Annotated in this window: 17 protein-coding genes; 13 read left to right on the plus strand and 4 right to left on the minus strand. The window is 72.8% G+C overall.

What is annotated here, in order from left to right; genetic code table 11:
- The first annotated feature begins 21 nt into the window (after positions 1-21).
- The 3 genes from ACFW5B_RS04970 to ACFW5B_RS04980 all read left to right on the plus strand — a co-directional run bounded on the left by ACFW5B_RS04970 (position 22) and on the right by ACFW5B_RS04980 (position 4,401).
- On the plus strand, positions 22-573 hold the full coding sequence (locus ACFW5B_RS04970; protein ID WP_386433375.1) for a TetR/AcrR family transcriptional regulator: 552 nt from the start codon (positions 22-24) through the stop codon (positions 571-573).
- Positions 570-2,207, plus strand: coding sequence for an MFS transporter (locus ACFW5B_RS04975; protein WP_386433378.1), 1,638 nt, complete (start codon positions 570-572; stop codon positions 2,205-2,207). Before ACFW5B_RS04970 ends, ACFW5B_RS04975 begins: the two co-directional genes overlap by 4 nt.
- Before the next feature lie 223 nt (positions 2,208-2,430).
- A complete protein-coding gene (locus ACFW5B_RS04980) occupies positions 2,431-4,401 on the plus strand; it encodes a bifunctional metallophosphatase/5'-nucleotidase (RefSeq protein WP_386433381.1) in 1,971 nt (656 codons plus the stop codon).
- Positions 4,402-4,478: 77 nt separating this feature from the next.
- Here ACFW5B_RS04980 and ACFW5B_RS04985 read toward each other — a convergent pair whose 3' ends face one another.
- A complete protein-coding gene (locus ACFW5B_RS04985; RefSeq protein ID WP_386433384.1) occupies positions 4,479-5,147 on the minus strand; it encodes a lysophospholipid acyltransferase family protein in 669 nt (222 codons plus the stop codon).
- Positions 5,148-5,462: 315 nt separating this feature from the next.
- On the opposite strand from ACFW5B_RS04985, the gene ACFW5B_RS04990 reads away from it, so the two are divergent.
- Together ACFW5B_RS04990 and ACFW5B_RS04995 are read left to right on the plus strand one after the other, a co-directional pair.
- Entirely contained in the window at positions 5,463-6,599 is a 1,137-nt protein-coding gene (locus ACFW5B_RS04990; protein WP_386433387.1) for a glycerophosphodiester phosphodiesterase, read from the plus strand.
- A gap of 188 nt (positions 6,600-6,787) precedes the next feature.
- On the plus strand, positions 6,788-7,429 hold the full coding sequence (locus ACFW5B_RS04995; protein ID WP_386433390.1) for a GNAT family N-acetyltransferase: 642 nt from the start codon (positions 6,788-6,790) through the stop codon (positions 7,427-7,429).
- Between the two features lie 100 nt (positions 7,430-7,529).
- On the opposite strand, the gene ACFW5B_RS05000 is transcribed toward ACFW5B_RS04995, so the two are convergent.
- From ACFW5B_RS05000 to ACFW5B_RS05010, 3 genes are all read right to left on the minus strand, one after another.
- Positions 7,530-8,261, minus strand: a complete 732-nt coding sequence (locus ACFW5B_RS05000; protein ID WP_386433393.1) for an IPT/TIG domain-containing protein — start codon at positions 8,259-8,261, stop codon at positions 7,530-7,532.
- Positions 8,262-8,392: 131 nt separating this feature from the next.
- On the minus strand, positions 8,393-8,857 hold the full coding sequence (locus tag ACFW5B_RS05005; RefSeq protein WP_386433396.1) for a hypothetical protein: 465 nt from the start codon (positions 8,855-8,857) through the stop codon (positions 8,393-8,395).
- Positions 8,850-9,218, minus strand: a complete 369-nt coding sequence (locus ACFW5B_RS05010; protein ID WP_386433399.1) for a hypothetical protein — start codon at positions 9,216-9,218, stop codon at positions 8,850-8,852. The genes ACFW5B_RS05005 and ACFW5B_RS05010 overlap by 8 nt, the downstream gene beginning before the upstream one ends.
- 117 nt (positions 9,219-9,335) lie before the next feature.
- On the opposite strand from ACFW5B_RS05010, the gene ACFW5B_RS05015 reads away from it, so the two are divergent.
- The 8 genes from ACFW5B_RS05015 (at position 9,336) to cobA (ending at position 21,415) form a co-directional block, all read left to right on the plus strand.
- Entirely contained in the window at positions 9,336-9,980 is a 645-nt protein-coding gene (locus ACFW5B_RS05015) for an HAD family hydrolase (RefSeq protein ID WP_386433402.1), read from the plus strand.
- A 380-nt stretch (positions 9,981-10,360) separates the two neighbouring features.
- Positions 10,361-11,446: a methionine ABC transporter ATP-binding protein gene (locus ACFW5B_RS05020; RefSeq protein WP_386433405.1), complete on the plus strand. Its 1,086-nt coding sequence runs from the start codon at positions 10,361-10,363 to the stop codon at positions 11,444-11,446.
- Positions 11,443-12,177, plus strand: coding sequence for a methionine ABC transporter permease (locus ACFW5B_RS05025; RefSeq protein ID WP_386433408.1), 735 nt, complete (start codon positions 11,443-11,445; stop codon positions 12,175-12,177). The genes ACFW5B_RS05020 and ACFW5B_RS05025 overlap by 4 nt, the downstream gene beginning before the upstream one ends.
- A 93-nt stretch (positions 12,178-12,270) precedes the next feature.
- A complete protein-coding gene (locus ACFW5B_RS05030) occupies positions 12,271-13,128 on the plus strand; it encodes a MetQ/NlpA family ABC transporter substrate-binding protein (protein ID WP_386433410.1) in 858 nt (285 codons plus the stop codon).
- Positions 13,129-13,480: 352 nt separating this feature from the next.
- Complete coding sequence (locus tag ACFW5B_RS05035) at positions 13,481-14,116, plus strand: GNAT family N-acetyltransferase (RefSeq protein WP_386433413.1); 636 nt, start codon at positions 13,481-13,483, stop codon at positions 14,114-14,116.
- A gap of 165 nt (positions 14,117-14,281) precedes the next feature.
- Positions 14,282-15,502 (plus strand): precorrin-6y C5,15-methyltransferase (decarboxylating) subunit CbiE, encoded by a 1,221-nt coding sequence (gene cbiE, locus ACFW5B_RS05040; protein ID WP_386433416.1) that lies wholly within the window; start codon positions 14,282-14,284, stop codon positions 15,500-15,502.
- A gap of 236 nt (positions 15,503-15,738) precedes the next feature.
- Entirely contained in the window at positions 15,739-20,022 is a 4,284-nt protein-coding gene (cobT, locus tag ACFW5B_RS05045) for a nicotinate-nucleotide--dimethylbenzimidazole phosphoribosyltransferase (protein WP_386433419.1), read from the plus strand.
- Positions 20,023-20,182: 160 nt separating this feature from the next.
- A complete protein-coding gene (gene cobA / locus ACFW5B_RS05050) occupies positions 20,183-21,415 on the plus strand; it encodes a uroporphyrinogen-III C-methyltransferase (RefSeq protein WP_386433422.1) in 1,233 nt (410 codons plus the stop codon).
- Positions 21,416-21,437 lie beyond the last annotated feature (22 nt).

Raw genomic sequence — 21,437 nt, forward strand, 5'->3', positions numbered from 1 at the left:
CATTCGGTTATTGTATGTCTCATGGCCGTGGACCGTGAACACGTACTGAAAGAAGCCGCCGCGCTGCTCACGCGGCGGGCCTCGACACCGATGGACGAGATCGCCCGCGCCGCGGGCATCAGCCGCGCGACCCTGCACCGGCACTTCGCCGGGCGGGACGCCCTGATCAGAGCGCTGGAGGAGCACGGCATCGCCCAGTTCGGGCAGGCGATGGACGCGGCCCGGCTGGACGAGGGGGACGCCGCCGACGCGCTGCGCCGGCTGATCGCCGCGGCCGAACCCGTCGCCGCCGTCCTGGCGTTTCTCTTCACCGAGAACCAGCTCTTCGAGGACGGCGAGATCAACGCCGGCTGGGAGGAACTCGACGCCCGCCTCGCCGCCCTCTTCCGGCGCGGCCAGGAAGAGGGCGACTTCCGCATCGACCTGGGCGCCGCCTGGCTCACCGAGGCCTTCTACGGGCTGCTCGGCGCCGGCGCCTGGGCCGTGCACGAAGGCCGGGTCGCCCGCAACGACCTCCACCATTCGATCGCCGAGCTGCTGCTCGGCGGCATCCGACGGAGCATGGAAAAATGACCGGGACCATAGCCACCGGACCGGCGCGCTCGGCCCATGTCGACGATCAGCCCCGACCGGGCCGCTGGCTCGCGCTCGCCGTCCTCGTCCTCGCCGTCCTGCTGGTCGGCGTCGACGCCACCGTCCTCGGCCTCGCCACCCCCTTCCTCAGCGAGGACCTCCAGCCCTCCGGGACCCAGCTGCTGTGGATCGGTGACATCTACTCCTTCGTGATCGCCGGACTGCTGGTCTCCATGGGCAGCCTCGGCGACCGCATCGGCCGCAAGAAACTGCTGCTGCTGGGCTCCGTCGGCTTCGGCGCGATGTCGGTGCTCGCCGCGTACGCGAGCACGCCCGAGATGATGATCCTGGCCCGTGCGCTCCAGGGCGTGGCCGGTGCGACGCTGATGCCGTCCACGCTGGCGCTGATCCGCAACCTCTTCCACGACCCCAGGGAACGCAGTCTCGCGATCGGCATCTGGGGCGCCATGGCCTCCGCCGGTATGGCCGTCGGACCCGTCCTCGGCGGATTCCTGCTGGGGCACTTCTGGTGGGGTTCGGTCTTCCTGATCAACCTGCCGGTGATGGCGCTGCTGGTGGCCGTCGGCGCCAAGGTCATCCCGGAGTCCCGCAATCCGGACCCCGGCCCCTGGGACATCCCCAGCGTCCTGCTGGCCCTGGTGGGCATCGTCGGTGTCGTCTACGCCATCAAGGAAGCGGCGGTGCACGGCTTCCGCTGGGACATCGCGCTGGCCGCCGTCATCGGGCTGCTCACCCTGTTCGTGTTCGTCCGCCGGCAGCTCACCCTCCCCTCGCCGCTGCTGAACATGAAGCTCTTCCACCACCGGGGGTTCTCCGGGGCGGTCCTGGCCGATCTGCTGACCATCCTCGGGCTGTCCGGGCTGGTCTTCTTTCTCTCCCAGTTCCTCCAGATGGTGCAGCTGCGCTCGCCGCTGAACGCCGGGCTCGTCGAACTCCCGGCCGCGGTCGGCGCGGTGGGCGCCGGTCTGGCGGCCGGCTGGGTGGCCCGGCGGCTGTCCGTACGGATCGTGGTGGCAGGCGGCCTCGCCGTGGTCGGGCTCTCCCTGGTCGGCTGCACCACGCTGCACGCCGACACCGGCACCGCCGCGCTCTGCGTCATCCTCTTCGTCGTCGGCGTCGGCGCCGGTTTCTCCTTCACCGTCACCGCCGATGTGATCCTCGGCAGCGTCCCCAAGGAGGAGGCGGGCGCCGCCTCCGCGGTCTCCGAGACGGCCTACGAACTGGGCGCCGCGCTCGGCATCGCCCTGCTCGGCTCCATCGTGACCGGCATCTACCGGGGCTTCGCCGCGCCGCCGGGGGTCCCGGGGGCCGCCACCGAAGCCGCCCGCGAATCGCTCGGCGGCGCCGTCGAGACGGCCGGCCAACTCCCCGCCGACCAGGGCGCGGCGCTGCTCAAGGCCGCACAGGACTCCTTCGTGGCGGGGATCGACGTCGCGGCCGGAGTGGGCGCGGTGGTCCTGCTGTCCGCCGCGGTGGCCGCGTGGTTCCTGCTCCGCGGCCAGGAGCTGGGGCACAGCCCGGCCCCGGCCGGCCCCGCGCCGCTCGCCACGGCCGGCGCGGAGCCGGGACACGGGTCCGGCCCGGCGGCCGGCGGCCCGGCGGAACGCCCGTAAGCCCTACGGCCGATCCGCCGGACGGCGGGCACACACCGCGCCCCAGGGCGTGTCCCGTGGATCACGGTGCCGGGCACCCGCATGATCAACGGGACACGCCCCGGGGGCGACTGTCCCCCGCCCGTTCACGCCCGGTACGCACCACCGTGACCGGCCGTCCCGAGCGGCTTGCCTGACTCTCCCGTCGTCCCCTCACGGACGGCCCGCTCAGGAGAGTGACGCAGTGCGCGACATCGGACGACGCTCCTTCTTCACCGCCGCGGGGGCCCTGGCCACCGCGAGCGCCATCGGCAGCAACGCCTACGCCACCGGCCACGCCCGCGACGCGGCCACCGCCGACGAATACGTCGACGTCCAGCTCCTCAACATCACCGATCTGCACGGCTATCTGCAGGGCGCCCCCGGTGCCCACTCGATCATCACCGGCGCGGGCGGGAAGACCTACACCGTCGGCGGCGTGGCCTATATGGCGGCCCACCTGGAGCGGCTGCGCTCCGGCCACCGCAACTCCCTCTTCTTCGCGCCCGGCGACCTCTTCTCCGGCTGGGAGTTCGACGCCGCCACCTTCGCCGACGAACCCACCATCGAGGCGCTGAACGCGATGGGCCTGGACTTTGCCTCGGCCGGCAACCACGAGTTCGACAAGTCCGCGAAGTTCCTCATGTCGCACATGGAGGACGGCGACAGCTTTCCGGTCGTCGGCCGCGACGACGCCTTCCCGGACTCCACCGGCCGCCGCTTCCGCGGCGCGCAGTTCCCCTACTACAGCGCCAACCTGGTCTGGCACGCCAACGGCGAGACCGTGCTGCCGCCGTACAACATCGAGTACGTGGACGCCGGCGGCGGCCGCCGGCTGCCGGTCGGCTTCATCCATCTCACCGCCATCGGCACCGAGTCCTTCCCCGGCTCCTACCAGCCGGGCCTGCGCACCCTCGACGAACTGGAGACCGCCAACCGCTGCGCGGCCGAGCTCAAGTCCCGCGGGGTGCGGGCGATCGTGCTCAGCATGCACGACGGCGCGGTGGCCGGCAGCGACTTCTCCAGCGGCAGCAACCCCTCCGGGCCCGCCTACGAACTGGCGCTGCGGGTCTCTCCGGACATCGACGCCATCGTCACCGGCCACTGGCACTGCGCCTTCACCATGATGCTGCCCGACCCCGACGGCGTGCCCCGGCCGTTCGTCGAGGCCGGCTGCTACGGCCAGATCATCAACGAGATCAATCTGCGCCTCGACCCGGACACCGGAGCGGTGATCCGGGAGCTGACCACCACCAGGAACCACCCCAACACCCGGGACGTGACCCCGGACCCGGACCTCAAGTCGATCGCCGGCTACTGGGCGGACTTCGGCAGCCGGCGCGCCCGCAGCCGCCTCGGCAGCCAGACCGCCTCGTTCACCCGGCGGCGCAACGCGGTGGGGGAGAGCACCATGGGCAACCTCGTCGCCGACTGGGCCCTGTGGGCGGGCCGGCAGCCGCTCGACCCGACCGCCGACCCCGCCGGCCACCCCAACACCCCCGCGGACCTCGCCGTCATCGCGGTCGCGCCGCGCGTCGGGCAGGCCGTGATCGCCGGGGACCTGATCCGGGACGAGGCGACGGACGGCACCGTCACCTTCGCGCAGGCCTGGAACTCCGTCGGCTTCGGCGACCCGATCATGACCGTCACCGTCACCGGGCGGCAGCTGCACGACGCCCTGGAGGAGCAGTGGGCACCGACCGCCGGCGGCGGCCTCGGCTTCTCACCGCTGGCCGTCTCCGCCAATGTCCGCTACACCTTCGACGCGGCGGGCGCGGTCGGCCGGCGGATCGACCCGGCCGAGGTGTTCATCGACGGCACCGCCCTCGACCTGGCCCGCAGCTACCGGCTCGCCGCCCCCTCCTACACCCTCATCAACCAGGACGGCTTCAGCGCCTTCACCGGGTTCACCGCACCGGTGCGGCACACCCGCGACTTCGAGAGCTTCGTCTCCTTCGTCCGCACCAAGAAGCAGCTGAAGCCCGCCCCGTTGAACCGGGTGGCGGTCAAGAACGCGAACGTGCCCGGCGCCCGCACCGGCACCATCACCCAGCGCCAGCAACTGCTCCAGCCCGACGGCAGCGTGGTGCCGCGGCCCGAGGCCGCGCTGCGTACGGCGCTGACCGGCGGCGCCGAGGGCCAGCGCGCCCCCGGCGGCTTCCGGGTGCCCTGCTGACCCGCCTGTCCCACGGGAGCGCACACACAACGGGCCCCATCCGGCGAACGGATGGGGCCCGGCGCGGTGCGGACGGGTCAGGCGGCCCTGGCCTTGGTGGCGTACATGTCGACGTACTCCTGGCCGGACAGCTCCATGACGTCGCTCATCACCTCGTCGGTGACGGCGCGCAGGACATAGCGGTCGCGGTCCATGCCGTCGTAACGGGAGAAGTCCAGCGGCTCACCGAAGCGCACCGTCACCGGGGCGATGTGCGGGCGGCCCTTGCCGCCGGGCTGCACCTTGTCGGTGCCGATCATCGCGAACGGGACGACGGGCGCACCGGTCATCAGCGTGAGCCGGGCGATGCCCGTACGGCCGCGGTAGAGACGGCCGTCGGGGGAGCGGGTGCCCTCGGGGTAGATGCCGAAGACGCTGCCCTCCTCCAGGACCCGGCGGCCGGTCATCAGCGCCGCGACCCCGCCGTGTCCGCCGTCCCGGTCCACCGGGATCATGCCGGCGCTGGAGAAGAACCAGGCCATCGCGCGGCCCTTGAGGCCCTTGCCGGTGACGTACTCGTCCTTGCCGATGAAGTACACCGGGCGCTTGACCACCAGGCTCAGGAACAGCGAGTCGATGAAGGTGACGTGATTGCCGGCCAGGATCACCGGCCCGGTCGCCGGAATGCGGTCCACGCCCTCGACCTTCGGGCGGTACAGGACACGCATGACGAATCCGAGAATCGCCTTCAGCACAATGCGGGACAACGGGCCCTCCGGGTCGTGGCTGGTCAACGTCAAGCAGGCGCAGAGCTCTGCAGCCAAGGACCATACTCGCGGGTCACTCCCGCGCGCACATCGGGTTCACGAGGCCGATACGCACCGTTGACGTCTGTTACCACCATCTTCCCCCCGATGTCGTCGTCCGGCTCCCCGGTGTGACCCGTCCGTGCCTACGATCGGCCGGGTTCCACGGGCCGGTGTGCAACACGCCTCACCGCACACCGGAAAACACCCGGAAGCACCCGGAAGCACCGGAAGTACCTGGAACACCAGCGAATGCCTCAGACAAGGAGCGTGCGCATGCAGAAGCGGCAGCAGCCGGGACGGCGGACGGTGCTGGGGGCCGCGGCCCTCGGCGCGGGAGCGGCGGTGTTCGGCGGAGCCGGCCAGGCGGGCGCGGCCGAGCGGACCGGGGTGCCCCGTGGCCTGCCGGTACCGCTGGTCGTAGGGCACCGTGGCGCCAGCGGCTACCGCCCCGAGCACACCTTCGGCTCCTACCAACTCGCCCTCGACATGGGCGCGGACGTCATCGAGCAGGACCTCGTCCCCACCAAGGACGGGCATCTGGTCTGCCGCCACGAGAACGACATCACCGCCACCACCGATGTCTCGGCGCACCCCGAGTTCGCGGACCGCAAGACCACCAAGACCGTGGACGGGGTGAAGCTGACCGGCTGGTTCACCGAGGACTTCACGCTCGCCGAACTCAAGACCCTGCGGGCCAAGGAACGTATACCGGGCACCCGGCAGCACAACACCCTCTACGACGGGGTGTGGCAGGTGCCGAGCTTCGAGGAGGTGCTGCGGTGGGCCGAGCGCGAGGGCCACAAGCGGGGCCGTCCCGTATGGCTGCACATCGAGACCAAGCACCCCACCTACTTCCGCAAACTGGGCCTCGGCCTGGAGGAGCGGGTGGCCAAGGCGCTGCGCGCGCACGGCCGGCACCGCCGGAACTCCCCGAACTTCCTGCAGTCCTTCGAGCCCGGCAGCATCCAGCGCCTGGGCCGGCTCGTGGACTGCCCCAAGGTCGTCCTGCTCTCCACGCTCGACTCCCGGCCCTGGGACTTCGTCGAGGCGGGTGACCCGCGCAAGGTCGCCGATCTGGTCACGCCCGAGGGCCTGAAGTGGCTGGCCGGCTTCGCCCAGGGCATCGGCCCGGACCTGACCGTGATCATCCCGCGGGACAAGGACGGCAAGCTCGGCGAGCCCACGTCCGTGGTCGAGGACGCCCACGCCGCCGGACTGGTCCTGCACCCGTACACCGTCCGCAACGAGAACAGCTTCCTGCCGGCCGACCACCGCCGCGGAACCGACCCCAACGCCTACGGCGACGCCCTCGGGGTGTTCCGGGCGTACTTCAAGACCGGTATCGACGGCCTGTTCTCCGACAATCCCGACACCGCGCTGCTGGCCGCCGCGGAGTTCCGCAAGCGCTGACCCGGCCCACGACCGCCGCGCGGCGGTCCCGGCCGTCCGGACCGGCGCCGGCTCCCCGCATTCTCATCTGAGTTGGGAATGTCACAGGCGAGCCGGGCGCCGGTCCGTTCCGCTTGCCCCAATTGCCTGCGCAGAATGCTCGCGGTGAAGATTGCCGCCGCCGTTCACCGGGGATTCCGGAAGAGGCGGTGTCAGCGACGCCAAGGCGGCGCCGGGTACCCCACGGCACCGTCCGTCAGGGCAGATCGTTCCGGGCGCACCCCTCTCACCCTCAGCGCGTCCGGGCCACGAACCGAATAGGGGAGACCACGCGCATGGGCACGAGTGTGACCATCTCTGCGGCGACCGACCAGGACGCCGAGCAGATCCTCAAACTCCAGTACCTCTGCTACCAGCAGGAAGCCGCGCTCTACGACGACTACGGCATCGAGCCGCTCACCCAGACGCTGGCGGCGCTGCGCGCCGAACTCGGCGAGGGCTGCGTCGTGGTGGCCCGGCTCGGCGAGGAGGTGGTCGGATCCGTGCGCGGCACGGTTGACGCGGACGGCACCGGGAGGATAGCCAAGCTCATCGTGCACCCGCGGATGCAGCGGCACGGCCTGGGCGGACGGCTGCTCGACGCGGTCGAGGGCCGGCTGGTGGCCGAGCGCTCGGCCACCCGCTACCAACTGGTCACCGGCCACCGCAGCGAGGGCAATCTGCGGCTCTACCGCGGTCACGGCTATCTGCCCGTGGGCACGGAGCAGCTCACGCCCCGGCTGAGCGTGATCACACTGGAGAAGGAAGCGCCCCAGCCGGCGGGGGCCGGGGAACTCGTCGCCCGGACATAGCGCCGCATATGGGCCCGCCCCGGTCGGGGCGGGCCCGCCGCCGTCCTCGTCGCCGGGCCGGACACCCGTCAGCCCCCTTACCCGCCAGGCCAGATGCTCGTCAGAGCAGATAAAGGAAGGTCCCCGGCGCCGTGGCGCTGCCGCCCGTGGTGGTGAGCGAGATGCTGACCGCGCCGGGGGACTGGCTGGGCGCGACGGCCGCGACCCTGTTGTCGGACAGGACGGCGAACGCCGCCGGTACGGCGCCGAAGGTCACGCCGGTGGTCGTCGCCAGCCCGGTGCCCGTGAGGTCGACCAGTGTGCCGCCCGCGGGCAGCCCGGTCAGCGGGCTGAAGCCGGTGACGGTCGGGGTGTCCACGAAGGCGAACGTGCCGGACGCCGTGTCCGTGCCGCCCTGCGCGACGACGACCAGGGACACCGCACCCTCCGCGTGGGCCGGGCCGACGGCGGTGAGCGCACTGTCGGACAGCACCGTCGGCACCACGGCCGTGTCCCCGAACAGCACGGACGTGGCGGTGGTCAGATTGCGTCCGGTGACGGTGACCGTGCCGCCGCCCGCCAGCGGACCGGACGACGGCGAGACGTCGAGGATCACGGGCGGGAGCACGTAATAGAAGGGCACCGGGGTGCTGGTGCCCGCCGGGGTCGTCACCGTGGCATCGACCACGCCGGCTCCCGAGGGAGCGATCACCGAGACCGAGGTGGGTGAAGTGGCTGTGATGGTGGCCGCTTTGCTCCCGAAGCGGACCGTGGTGGCTCCGGTGAGACCGGTGCCGGTGAGGGTCGCCGCGAAACCGCCGCCGGTGGAACCCTGGTTCGGACTGATCGGCATGATTCCGCTCCGTTCCCGCGCCGGCGCACCCGTGCACACCGGTCGGAATCCAGTGAGACAGGGCACCGGGGCAGGAGCGAGGAGTGGCCCAGGTCTTCACCCGGATGGCGCAGCGCGCCCATGGGGTGGCCTCAGGCCGTCGGCGCCTCCGTACGCGCCCGGCGCAGCCACATCAGTCCGGTGACGGGCAGCGCGACGGGGATGAAGAGGTAGCCCATGCCGTAGTCCGACCAGACCGTGGCGTCCGGGAACGCGGACGGGTCCAGCAGCGTCCAGGTGCCGACGCCCAGTACCCCGACCAGTTCCAGCGCGCAGCAGGCGAGCGCGGCCCGGCGGGCGCCCTCGCCGCCGCGCACCAGCGAGAAGGTGATGAACCCGTAGACCACCGCGGAGACCGCCGAGAGGCCGTACGCCAGTGGTGCCCGGTCGAACTGGGCGAGGAGCTGGTAGAGCGAGCGGGAGGCGGCCGCGACGGTGAAGATGCCGTAGAGCGCGACCAGCAGCCGGCCGGGGCCGCTGCCCAGCGAGCGCCGGGCCGGGCCGCCTTCCGTGGCGCCGCCTTCCGCGGGCCGGGTGGTCCCGGTGGACTCAGGCACTGCCGCCTCCCCAGATGTCGAACAGCCGCACTTCCAGGACGGCGAGCACCACGGCGCCCGCCGCGACCGTGGCCGAACCCCAGCGGGTGCGCTCCGAGAGCGACATGAAGCCGGTCGCCGGCACACAGGCCGCCGCCCCCAGCAGATACGAGACGAAGAGCGCGGTGCCCTTGTCCGGCGACACCCCGCGGGACAACTGAACGACGGCAACGACCAGTTGGACGATGCCGAGCAGCGACACCAGGCCCATGCCGATGAAGTGCCAGTCCTTGGTGGGCTGGTCACGGAAGGCCGCGAAGCCGCACCAGGCGGCGAGGGCGAGCGCGGTCACCGCGAGCGTGACCGTCAGCGCGTCGATCACCGGGACCTCCGGGCGGTGCGGCGGCGCGCAGTGGGGATGTGGGGCATGAGGGGATGCTAATCGGCGGCGGGAGGGCGGCGGCGTCCGGCCCCACCGTGGTCCGTACGCTCGGGAAGTATGAAGATCATCGCCGAGGCCCTCCTCTTCGACAACGACGGCACTCTCATCTCCTCCCTGGAGTCCGTGAACCGCTGCTGGACCAAGTGGGCGGGGGAGTACGGGCTGACCGCGGAGGACTTCGCCGGGGTTCCGATGCACGGCCGTCCGGCGGCGGAGATCATCGCGGATCTGCTGCCCGCGGACGTCGTACCGGAGGCGCTGGCCCGGATCGAGCACCTGGAGGTCGAGGACGCCGCGGGAACGGTGGCGCTGCCCGGCACCCTGGCCCTGCTGGCGAGCCTGCCCGCCGAGCGGTGGGCCGTGGTCACCTCGGCCGCCCGCCGGCTGGCCGAGGCCCGCCTCGAACACTCCGGGATCAGGCCGAAGAACCTGGTCAGCGCCGATGACATCAGCCGGGGCAAGCCGGACCCCGAGCCGTTCCTGCTGGCCGCCGCACGGCTGGGGGTGGACCCGGCCCGCTGTGTGGTCTTCGAGGACGCTCCGGTCGGACTGGCGGCGGGCCGCGCCGCGGGGATGACGACCGTGGCGTTGACCACAACCCACCGGGCCGAGGAGCTGGCGGCGGATGTCGTGGTCCCCGACCTCTCGGCGGTATCGGCGCAGGCCACGGCCGAAGCGGTGGAGATCACCGTCGTCGGCTAGGGCGCTGTCCACGGACCGGTCGGGCCTGTCCGCCATGCGGACTGGCTTGATCGGTCCGCACCGCTGTCTGGTTTACTGCCGTTCATGACCACGACGAGCTACCGCACCCCTGCGACCGAGGCGTACCAGACGCCCGGTGCTCGTTGCATGTGTCGAATGTGTGACCGCTGAGGGCCCCCGCCTGAGCCTCGCGCCCCGAAGCGAGACCCCGCCATGAGCCGTACGTCGGAGTCCCGACGCCCCCGGCCGCCCCGCGTCACCGGAACCCTGAGCCGGGCCCCGCGCCCGCCGCCGCTCCCGGTTCCCCTCTGCCGCACTCGCAAGAATGCCCCGTGCCCGGCGCGAGCCGCCGAGCACTCGACAGTGACGGAAATTCCCTAGTGATCACCACAACGGGCCTGACCAAGGTCTACCGTTCCGGAGACCGCGAAGTCACCGCCCTGGACGGCGTCGATCTGCACGTCCGAGAGGGCGAGGTGTACGGCGTCATCGGCCAGAGCGGCGCCGGCAAGTCCACCCTCATCCGCTGCCTCAACCTCCTGGAGCGCCCCACCTCCGGCACGGTCACCGTCGCCGGCCAGGAACTGACGTCCGTCGCCGGACGCGGCAAGCGCGCCAGCGCCGGGCTCCGGGCCGCGCGCAGCCACATCGGCATGGTCTTCCAGCACTTCAACCTGCTGTCCTCGCGCACCGTGCAGGACAACGTCGAACTGCCGCTGGAGATCCTCAAGGTCGACCGCCGCGAGCGCTCCCGCAAGGCCCTGGAACTGCTGGACCTGGTCGGCCTCGCCGACAAGGCCCACGCCTACCCCGCCCAGCTCTCCGGCGGTCAGAAGCAGCGCGTCGGCATCGCCCGCGCGCTGGCCGGCGACCCCAAGGTGCTGCTGTCCGACGAGGCCACCAGCGCCCTGGACCCGGAGACCACCCGCTCCATCCTCCAGCTGCTGCGTGACCTCAACCGCAAGCTGGGCCTGACCATCGTGCTCATCACGCACGAGATGGACGTGGTCAAGACGATCTGCGACTCCGCCGCGCTGATGAAGAACGGCCGTGTCGTCGAGCAGGGCACCGTCGCCGAACTCCTCGCCACACCCGGCTCCGAGCTGGCCCGGGAGCTGTTCCCGGTCGGCGGCGAGCCCTCGGCCGACGACCGCACCGTCGTCGACATCACCTTCCACGGCTCGGCGGCCACCCGCCCGGTGATCTCCGAGCTGTCGCGCACCTACAACGTCGACATATCGATCCTCGGCGCCGCCATGGACACCGTCGGCGGCAAGCAGATCGGCCGGATGCGCATCGAGCTCCCCGGCCGCTTCGAGGAGAACGTCGTGCCCATCGGCTTCCTGCGCGAGCAGGGTCTCCAGGTGGACGTGGCCGACGTCGACGGCAGCGTCGCCGCGGCCGCCGCCGACCGGCCGGCCATCCCGGAGCCCGCCGCCGTACTGCAGAAGGAAGGTGCCAAGTGACCTGGAACGAGATGCAGCCGCTGCTGTACGACAACACGCTCGACACCCTCTTCATGGTGTGGTGGTCGACGTTCTACGCGGTGCTCATCGGCGTCCCCGCCGGTGTCCTGCTGCACCTGACCGACCGCGGCGCCATCCTGCAGAACGTCGTCGTGAACAAGGTCCTCGGCGCGGTCGTGAACGTCGGACGGTCCTTCCCGTTCCTGATCCTGATCGTCGTGCTGATCCCGTTCACCCGGCTCGTCGTCGGGGTCTCCATCGGCCCGACCGGCGCGGTGGTCCCGCTCGCCATCGCCGCCATCCCGTTCTTCGCCCGGCTGGTGGAGGCCGCGCTGCGCGAGGTCGACCACGGTCTGGTCGAGGCCGCCCAGGCGATGGGCGGCGGCACCTGGACCATCGTGTTCAAGGTGCTGCTCCCGCAGGCCCTGCCCGCACTGGTCGCGGCCGTCACCACCACCGTCATCCAGCTGATCGGCTACTCCGCGATCGCCGGCGCGGTCGGCGGCGGCGGACTGGGCAATCTCGCCTACACCTACGGCTACCAGCAGTACGAGACCTCGCTGATGATCACCACCGTCGTGGAGCTGATCGTCCTCGTCACCCTCGTCCAGCTGCTCGGTGACCTCATCGTCCGCCGGCTCGCCCGCCGCGGAACCCGTGCCTCCTCGCTGCGCGTCGGCCTGCGCCGCACCCGCACCGAGGAGCCGGCCGTCGTCACCGAGGCGGCCTGACCCGGAGCCACCCGCTCCACCCCCGAGCCCGGACCCTTTGCCGGGCGGACATCGCGCGCAACCCCGCGTGGGAACAAGAAAGAGGCACTCTTCGTGCGTAACACCGTCAAGATCACCGTGGCCGTCGCCGCCGCATCCGCCGTCGCGCTCGGCGCGAGCGCCTGCAGCGCCCCCTCCGACACCACCGCCGGCAGCGACAAGGGCGACAAGAACGCCCCGCTCGTCGTCGCCGCGAGCCCCACGCCGCACGGCACCATCCTCGACTTCGTCAAGAACGAGCTCGCGGAGAAGGAAGGCCTCAAGCTCGTCGTCAAGCCGTTCAACGACTACAAGATCCCGAACAAGGTCACCGACGACGGCCAGGTCGACGCCAACTTCTTCCAGCACAAGCCGTTCCTCGACACCTTCAACAAGGAGAACGGCACGCACATCGTGCCCGTCCAGAACGTGCTCATCGAGCCGCTGGGCGTCTACTCCAAGAAGATCGATAAGCTTTCCGACCTCAAGTCCGGCAGCACCGTCTCGGTCCCGAACGACCCCTCCAACGAGGGCCGGGCGCTCAAGCTGCTCGCCGACAACGGCGTGATCACCCTCAAGCCCGGTGTCGGCTCCGACGCCAAGCTGACCGACGTCAAGGACGACAAGGGCATCAAGATCACCGAGCTGGAGGCCGCGCAGACCGCGCCGCGCATCGACGACGTCGACGCCGCGATCATCAACGGCAACTTCGCCATCGGCGCCCACCTCAAGCCCTCCAAGGACGCGCTGGCCCTGGAGAAGGCGAAGGACAACCCGTACGCCAACTTCCTCGCCGTCAAGAAGGGCAACGAGAACGACCCGCGGATCAAGAAGCTGGCCAAGCTCCTGAACTCCCCCGAGGTCAAGAAGTTCATCGAGGACAAGTACAAGGACGGCTCGGTCATCCCGGCCTTCGGCCCGGCCAAGAGCTGACGCCACTACCGGGCGGGGAGCTGACGGTCACCACAGGCCCTGGAGCTGCCGCTCGCTACTGGGCCGGTTTTCCGCCGGTCAGTTTTTCCCCGCTGCCCACCCCCCTTCGGGGGGTGGGCGGGTACGGGACGCGTCACCGCCCGTCCGCAGGTCACCGGAAGGTGGCCGTCCGCACGGACGACCCGCAGGCCCCGGACTCGCGCAGCGCGCGGCCGGGGCCCACGCGCGTGGCACACCCGTGCGCCGATGCTGCATGCTGGTGCATTCAAGACGGTCAAGACGGCCCGTGACCTCGCGGTCTCACAGCCCGCGACGTTCCGGACACCGAAGTCAACGGCGTGGGAGCAGCGGCATGACATCCACCTTTCCGGACATCTCCATCAGCACGGACCGGTTGGTGCTGCGCTCCTTCGAGGAGGCCGATGCGCCGTCCCTCGCCGCGATGATGAACGACGAACTGGTCGCCTCCTGGACCGCGATACCGCAGCCGTACACCGAGGACCGCGCGCGCCGCTGGGCCACCGAGAGCGCCCCCGCCGAGCGCACCGCGGGCCACGGCATCGACCTCGCGGTCACCGAATTCCTCACCCAGCGCCTGGTCGGCGTGGTCCAACTGCGCAACACCGACTGGCGGATCCGTTCCAGCGAGATCAGCTACGTCGTCGCCTCCTGGGCCCGCGGCGAGGGGTACGCCTCCGAGGCCTCGCTCGCCGTCGCCCACTGGCTCTTCCAGGATCAGAAGTTCGAACGCATCGAGCTGCGCACCGCCGCCGGCAACACCGCCTCCCAGCAGGTCGCCCAGAAGATCGGCTGCATCAGCGAGGGCGTGCTGCGCAACGCCTTCATAGCCCGCAGCCGCACCGAGGACGGCGGCTGGACGGACATCCGGACCGATCTGATCGTGTGGAGCCTGCTGCCCGAGGACCTCGAAGGCGTCCCCGGCCGGCTGGCGGACGCGAACGGATTCAGCTACCCCGAGTGGAACTGACCACGCCCGCGCTCAGGTCCGTACCGCAGGGGGTAGTCTCGCCCTGCCGCGCCCTCGCGCGACCGGCGCGGACCGGCGCACCACAGCGGCACCGCCACCGGCCTGCGGCCGCCTCGCCCGCCGCCCCGTCCGCGTAACCACAGCATCCCCAGGAGACTGACGAGCATGGCCGACCGGGTCACGGTGATCGGATGGGACGGTTCTCCGCTGACCGATGCGGCCCGCTCCGCGCTCGGCGCCGCCACGCTGGTGGCCGGCGCCGCCCACCACCTCGCCCTCCCCGAAGTCCCGCCGAACGCCGAACGGATCCGGCTCGGCAGCGTGACCCTGGCCGCCCGCCGCATCGCCCAGCACCGCGGCACCGCTGTCGTCCTCGCCGACGGCGACCCCGGCTTCTTCGGCGTCGTCCGCACCCTGCGGGCCCCTGAGCACGGCCTGGAAGTGGAAGTCGTCCCGGCCGTCTCCTCCGTCGCCGCCGCCTTCGCACGGGCCGGCATGCCCTGGGACGACGCCCAGATCGTGGTCGCCCACAGCCGTGATCTGCGCCGCGCGGTCAACGTCTGCCGCGCCCACACCAAGGTCGCGGTGCTCACCTCGCCCGGCGCCGGTCCCGCCGAACTCGCCCTGCTGCTCGGCGGAGTCCACCGCACCTTCGTGATCTGCGAGGAACTGGGCACCGAACGGGAGCAGGTGACGGTCCTCACCTCCGACAAGGCTGCCGACCATGTCTGGCGTGACCCCAATGTCGTCATTGTCGTCGGTGGTTCGCCCGGCGGGGCCGCCGCGCAGGGCACCGGCTGGATCGCCGGTCACGACGTCGGCCACCCGACGGGCCCGCGCGGCTGGGGACTTCCGGCGAGCGCCTACGGCGGTGCCCTGGGCGAGGGCGAGTCCGTCCAGCTGCGCACCGCACAACTCGCCCGCCTCGGACCGCAGGTGGGCGACCTGGTCTGGGACATCGGCGCGGGCAGCGGCGCCGCCGCGGTGGAGGCCGCGCGCTTCGGCGCCGCCGTCATCGCGGTCGACGCCGACCCGGAGGCCTGCGGGCGCACCGCCGCCCTCGCCCGCCGTCACGGCGTCCAACTCCAGGTCGTGCACGGCCGGGCGCCACAGGTCCTGGAGGACCTGCCCGAACCCGATGTGATCCGGGTCGGCGGCGGGGGAGCGGACGTGCTCACCGCCTGCGCGTCCCGCCGTCCCGAACGGATCGTCACCCACGCGGCCACCCGCGACGAGGCCGAAGCGCTCGGCCGGGCGCTGGCCGACGGCGGCTACGAGGTCGAGTGCGCGCTGCTGCAGTCCGTGGACCTGGACACCACGGTCTGGGTCGAACGCGAGCGGTCCGTGGTGTTTCTCCTCAGCGGGTATCGCGTTCCTCACCCGTGACCAGCAAGGCAACCCGCGCGCGGTAGGCTGGCGGATCGTTGCGCCGCCGTTCCGCGTTCGGCTTCGTACGCCAATATCCGGAAAATGCCGCGGTTTTGGACGAATATGAAGCTCTGAGGAGCGGACGTGCCGCGCGGCGTGCTCGCTCGTTCTAGCTATCGGGGCGTCGGCGCGCCCCGGTCGAGCGCGTCGCACGAGCGGTTGGAAGGAGCACTACCAATGGGCGAGGGGTACGCATGACCGACACCGGCCAGGTCCCGGGCGAGGGACAGCCGGAGAACGCAGGCGGACATCCCGGGCAGCCGCAGCCGGCGGCCGCTCCCTCCCCTGCCGACGCCGGACACACGGAGCTGCCGGGCATGGTGCCTCCACCGGGCGAGTACCCCTACCTCGACCAGACCGACGCTGCCGCCGAGGACGACGATCTGCTGCTGATGCCGGGCGCCCAGGGCGCCTGGAGCGAGCAGCCCGCGCCCCAGCCGCTCCCGCAGGAAACCCACCAGGGTGCGGACCAGCAGCCCCAGCAGGGCGTGCCGTTCGACGCGGCCTCCCAGGGGATCACCGGTTTCGAGCCGATGCCCGCCCGGGCCGGCGACCACGAGAGCGGCGGCCGGGACTCCGGTTCCGTCGACCTCAGCGCCGTCCGCATTCCCCAGCCCGCGGCCCCGCAGCCGGACCGGGCCCGCGCCGCCGCACCCGCCACGCCCCCGCGTCGCCCGCTGCACATGGGCCCGCCGGTCCCCGACCCGACCGGCGGCGTGGTCCGTTCCCTCGCCGACCGCGGACCGGCCGACGTGCCCACCCCGTCCGCCGCCCGGCCCGCCGGACCGCCCACCGGCGGCCCCGAATACTTCGATGCCCCCGCCGCGCCCACCGCCCCCACCCCGGACCAGCAGCCGGTGACCGGCCCGCCCGCCGACGCACCGGCCGCCGCCGACCTGCCGTACGCCGAGCAGCTCCCCGCGGAGGCGGCGACCGGGCAGACCGTCGCCGCGCCCGCATACGGCGCGCAGTCCTACGGCGGGCAGTTGCACGCCGAGCAGATCTACGGGGCCGCGGGCCAGGGCCCGTTGCCCGGCCCGCAGCTCGGCGAGATCCCGTCGCAGGTGCCGCAGTGGCACGAGGCGCCGGCGGCCCCGGTTGCAGAAACGGTCGGCCCCGAGGCGCCGGGAGCGCCCGCCGAGGCCGTGCAGCCCGCGCCCGCCGAGCAGTCCGTGCCGCAGGATGCGGCGCTGCCTGTCGAACAGCCGATGCCGATGCCGATGCCGGGCGGGGACACCGTTCCGGGCGGGGACGCTGCTCCGGCCGGGGATGCCGCTCCTGTTGCCGGGGAAACCGCCGGGACCGTCGTCGATGCCGGGCAGGAGGCGGCGGCCGTGGCGCCGGCGCAGCCTGCGGCTGACAGTGCTCCGGACGCGGTGACGTATGCGGCCGCGGTCGGCCAGGACGGAACGGCTGCGGCCGACGCTGCCGTGCCTGACGCCGCTGCTGCGGAGGTCACCACGCCTGACGCGGCTGCGCCGGGTGCTGTCGCGGCGGATGTTCCCGCTGCGGACGCAACCGCTGCGGCCGCTCCTGTTGCCGATGCCCCCGTTGCCGACGCTCCTGTTGCCGACGCCCCCGTTGCCGACGCCTCCGGGCAGGACACGTCCGCGCAGGCCGCCCCCGTCCAGGACGAGCCCGGCCAGGCCCCCGTCCCGGCCGCCCAGCAGCCTGAGGCCGTAGCCCCTGAGGCCGAGCAGCAGCCTGCTGACCAGGCCGCGCCCGTCGACCAGACCGTGCCCGTCGACCAGGCCGCGCCCGTCGACCAGGCCGCGCCCGCTGAGCCGGCCGCGCCCACCGAGCCCGAGACGCAGGCACCGGCCCAGCCCGCCGAGACCCCGGCCACCCCGGCACCGTCCGACGCCTCGGCCCGGGCCGAGGACGCCGTGGCGGAGCAGCCCGTGGCCGACGCCCCTGCCGCTGCCGTCCAGGCACCGCAGGCCGAGCAGCCCGCCGACCAGCCCGAGGCCGTCGCCGCCGAGGACCCGCAGCAGGCCGCCGCACCGGAAGCTACCGACGCCGACCAGCCGGCGTCCGCGGACCAGCCGGAACCCGCCGCCGACCAGGCCGAGGCACCCCAGGATGCCCCGGCCGAGACCGCCGCCACGGACCAGGCCACCCCGGCCGACGACGCCCCGGCCGGCGAGTCCGAGCCCACCGCCCCTCTGCCGGCCGCCGCTCCCCAGGGCTCCGTCGCCCTGCCCGTGACCGACGACGGCGCTACCCAGGAGCAGACCGTCATAGAGCCGCCCGAGGCACCGCAGCAGTCCGAGGAGCCGGCCGCCGCCCAGCCGCAGCCCGGCACCCCCGTGGACGCCGCAGCACAGCAGACCGACGGGGAGCCCACCCCGCAGACCGCGGACACCCCCGCCGAGCAGCAGCCGGCGGCGGCCGCCCCGGACGACACCGACGTTCCCGCCGAGACGGCCCCCGCCGAGGACGCCGCTCCCGCCGAGCCCGCGGAGGCGACCGACGCCCCCGCCGAAGCCCGCCCCGTCACCGTCCACATCCCGGCCCAGGCCTCCGGCGAGCAGACCCCCGTCGACGCCCCGGCCCCGCAGACCGCGGCCCCCGCCGGCGAACAGCCAGCGCAGGACGGCGAACCCGACGCCGACGACAAGCCCCAGCAGCAGGACGCCGACGCCCTCGTCCAGCTCGGCGAGGGCCACGACGACGAGCCGCAGGCAGCCGACCAGCAGCAGCCCGCGCAGGCGCCCGACGGCAGCGACCTCGCCGACGGCCTGTTCCCGGCCGCCGGTTACGACGACTCCGAGCGCGCCGCCGTCCACCGCGTGATCCGCGAGCGCCGCGACATCCGCAACGGCTTCCGCAGCGACCCGATCCCCAACGACGTCCTGCTGCGCGTCCTGGAGGCGGCCCACACCGCCCCCAGCGTCGGCCACTCCCAGCCCTGGGACTTCGTCGTCATCCGCTCGGCCGAGACCCGCGAGAAGATGCACCAGCTCGCGATGGCGCAGCGCGAGGCCTACGCCAAGTCGCTGCCCAAGGCGCGCGCCAAGCAGTTCCGTGAGCTGAAGATCGAGGCGATCCTCGAAACGCCGGTGAACATCGTCGTCACCGCCGACTCCACCCGCGGCGGCCGGCACACCCTCGGCCGCCACACCCAGCCGCAGATGGCCCCGTACTCCTCCGCGCTCGCGGTCGAGAACCTCTGGCTCGCCGCCCGCGCCGAGGGCCTGGGAGTCGGCTGGGTCAGCTTCTTCGACGAGCGGGAGATGGTCCGCGAACTGGACCTGCCCGAACACCTCGAAGTCGTCGCCTACCTGTGCATCGGCTACGTCGACGAGTTCCCGGAGGAGCCCGAGCTGCTGCAGGCCGGCTGGTCCAAGCGCCGCCCGCTGTCCTGGGTCGTCCACGAGGAGACCTACGGCCGCCGCGCGCTGCCCGGCGAGAGCCCGCACGACCTCCTCCAGGAGACCCTGCAGGGCATCCGCCCGCTGGACGCCAAGGCGCTCGGCGAGGCCTGGGAGCGGCAGAAGCGGATGACCAAGCCGGCCGGGGCGCTGGGCATGCTGGAGATCATCTCCGCGCAGCTGTCCGGGCTCTCCCGCAAGTGCCCGCCGCCGATCCCGGAGCCCGCCGCCGTCGCGATCTTCGCCGGTGACCACGGCGTACACGCCCAGGGCGTGACCCCCTGGCCCCAGGAGGTCACCGGCCAGATGGTCGCCAACTTCCTGGGCGGCGGCGCGGTCTGCAACGCCTTCGCCAACCAGGTCGGCGCCGAGGTCTGCGTCGTGGACGTCGGCGTGGCCGGCGACCTCCCCTCCACCCCCGGCCTGCTGCCGCGCAAGGTCCGGGCCGGCACCGCCGACTTCACGGCGGGCCCGGCGATGACCCAGGAGGACGTCCTCAAGGCCATCGAGGTCGGCATCGACACCGCCCGTGACCTCGTCGCGGCCGGCAACAAGGCGCTGCTCACCGGTGAGATGGGCATCGCCAACACGACCACCTCCGCCGCGCTGATCGCCGTCTACACCGGCGTCGACCCGGCCGAGGTCACCGGCCGCGGCACCGGCATCAACGACGAGACCCACGCCCGCAAGGTCGAGGTGGTCCGCCGCGCCCTGGAACTCCACCAGCCCGACCCGGCCGACCCCATCGGCGTCCTCGCCGCGGTCGGCGGCCTGGAGCACGCCGCCCTCGTCGGCCTGATCCTCGGCGGCGCCTCGCTGCGTACGCCGGTGATCCTCGACGGGGTCAGCGCCGGCGCCGCCGCACTGGTCGCCCGCGCCATCGCCCCCGAGGCGCTGGCGGCCTGCATCGCCGGCCACCGCAGCGCCGAACCCGGCCATGTCGCGGCCCTGAACAAGCTGGGCCTGCGCCCGCTCGTCGACCTCGATCTGCGCCTCGGCGAGGGCACCGGCGCCCTGCTCGCGCTCCCCGTGGTGCAGAGCGCCGCCCGTGCCATGCACGAGGTCGCCACCTTCGACTCCGCCGGAGTGACGGAAAAGACCTGATCAGGCCTGATCTCCGCATGACCCCCGGCCCGCAGCCCCATAGGCTGTGGGCCGGGGCCGTACCACCGCCCCGGGCCGTACCCCTGACCAGTCGCTCCAGAGCCGCAGCGGCTGCGCCGGTCGCCGATCCCGCACCATCCGCACAAGGAGCCGTACCGCCATGGCTGAGCACGTCGCCGAACACGCTGCCTACCCCGTCGGACTGCGGCTCTCCGGCCGCCGGGTGGTTGTCCTGGGCGCCGGCCAGGTCGCCCAGCGCCGGCTCCCCTCGCTCGTCGCCGCCGGCGCCGATGTCCTGCTGATCTCCCCGTCCGCCACCCCGTCCGTCGAGGCGATGGCCGACGCCGGCGAGGTCCGCTGGGAGCGCCGCCGCTACCGGGCCGGCGACCTCGACGGCGCCTGGTACGCGCTGATCTCCACCGACGACCCGGAGGCCAACGCCGCCGCGTCCCAGGAGGCCGAGGACCGCCGGGTGTGGTGCGTACGCTCCGACGACGCCGAGGCGGCCACCGCCTGGACCCCGGCCACCGGCCGCAGCGAGGGCGTCACCGTCGCCGTGCTCACCGGACGCGACCCGCGCCGCTCCGCCGCCGTACGCGACGCGATCGTCGAGGGCCTCCGGGACGGCAGCCTCGCCGCCCCGCACCACCGCCGCCCGCACACCCCGGGCGTGGCGCTGGTCGGCGGCGGCCCCGGCGACCCCGACCTGATCACCGTCCGTGGCCGCCGGCTGCTCGCCGAGGCCGACGTGGTCATCGCCGACCGCCTCGGCCCGCGCGACCTCCTGGCCGAACTCCCGCCGCACGTCGAGGTCATCGACGCCGCGAAGATCCCCTACGGCCGCTTCATGGCCCAGGAGGCCATCAACAACGCGCTGATCGAGCACGCCAAGGCCGGCAAGGCCGTGGTCCGGCTCAAGGGCGGCGACCCGTTCGTCTTCGGCCGCGGCATGGAGGAGGCCCAGGCGCTCGCCGAGGCCGGCATCCCCTGCACGGTCGTCCCCGGCATCTCCAGCACCATCTCGGTGCCCGGCGCCGCCGGCATCCCCGTCACCCACCGCGGTGTGGCGCACGAGTTCACCGTCGTCAGCGGCCATGTCGCCCCCGACGACGAGCGCTCGCTGGTGGACTGGCCGTCGCTGGCCAAGCTCCGCGGCACCCTCGTCGTCCTGATGGGCGTGGAGAACAGCGGCGCCATCGCCGCCAAGCTCATCGCGCACGGCCGCGCCGCCGACACCCCCGCCGCCGTCATCCAGGAGGGCACCACCGCGGCCCAGCGCCGCGTCGACGCCACCCTCGGGACGCTCGGAGAGACCGTACGGGCCGAAGGCGTCCGCCCGCCGGCGGTCATCGTCATCGGCGAGGTCGTCGCCGTGGCTCCTACCCCCAGGTAACCGAGCCCGGACGCGGCATTGG

The organism is Streptomyces sp. NPDC058773 (genome assembly GCF_042746015.1).
Classification (GTDB): domain Bacteria; phylum Actinomycetota; class Actinomycetes; order Streptomycetales; family Streptomycetaceae; genus Streptomyces.

What these genes read in the sequence shown, in the direction of transcription:
- cobA (WP_386433422.1), top strand. Translation starts at nt 20,183, where the DNA reads ATGGCTGAGCACGTCGCCGAACACGCTGCCTACCCCGTCGGACTGCGG.
- cbiE (WP_386433416.1), top strand. Translation starts at nt 14,282, where the DNA reads ATGGCCGACCGGGTCACGGTGATCGGATGGGACGGTTCTCCGCTGACC.
- ACFW5B_RS05015 (WP_386433402.1), top strand. Translation starts at nt 9,336, where the DNA reads ATGAAGATCATCGCCGAGGCCCTCCTCTTCGACAACGACGGCACTCTC.
- ACFW5B_RS05000 (WP_386433393.1), bottom strand. Translation starts at nt 8,261, where the DNA reads ATGCCGATCAGTCCGAACCAGGGTTCCACCGGCGGCGGTTTCGCGGCG.
- ACFW5B_RS05035 (WP_386433413.1), top strand. Translation starts at nt 13,481, where the DNA reads ATGACATCCACCTTTCCGGACATCTCCATCAGCACGGACCGGTTGGTG.
- ACFW5B_RS04975 (WP_386433378.1), top strand. Translation starts at nt 570, where the DNA reads ATGACCGGGACCATAGCCACCGGACCGGCGCGCTCGGCCCATGTCGAC.
- ACFW5B_RS04990 (WP_386433387.1), top strand. Translation starts at nt 5,463, where the DNA reads ATGCAGAAGCGGCAGCAGCCGGGACGGCGGACGGTGCTGGGGGCCGCG.
- ACFW5B_RS04970 (WP_386433375.1), top strand. Translation starts at nt 22, where the DNA reads ATGGCCGTGGACCGTGAACACGTACTGAAAGAAGCCGCCGCGCTGCTC.
- cobT (WP_386433419.1), top strand. Translation starts at nt 15,739, where the DNA reads ATGACCGACACCGGCCAGGTCCCGGGCGAGGGACAGCCGGAGAACGCA.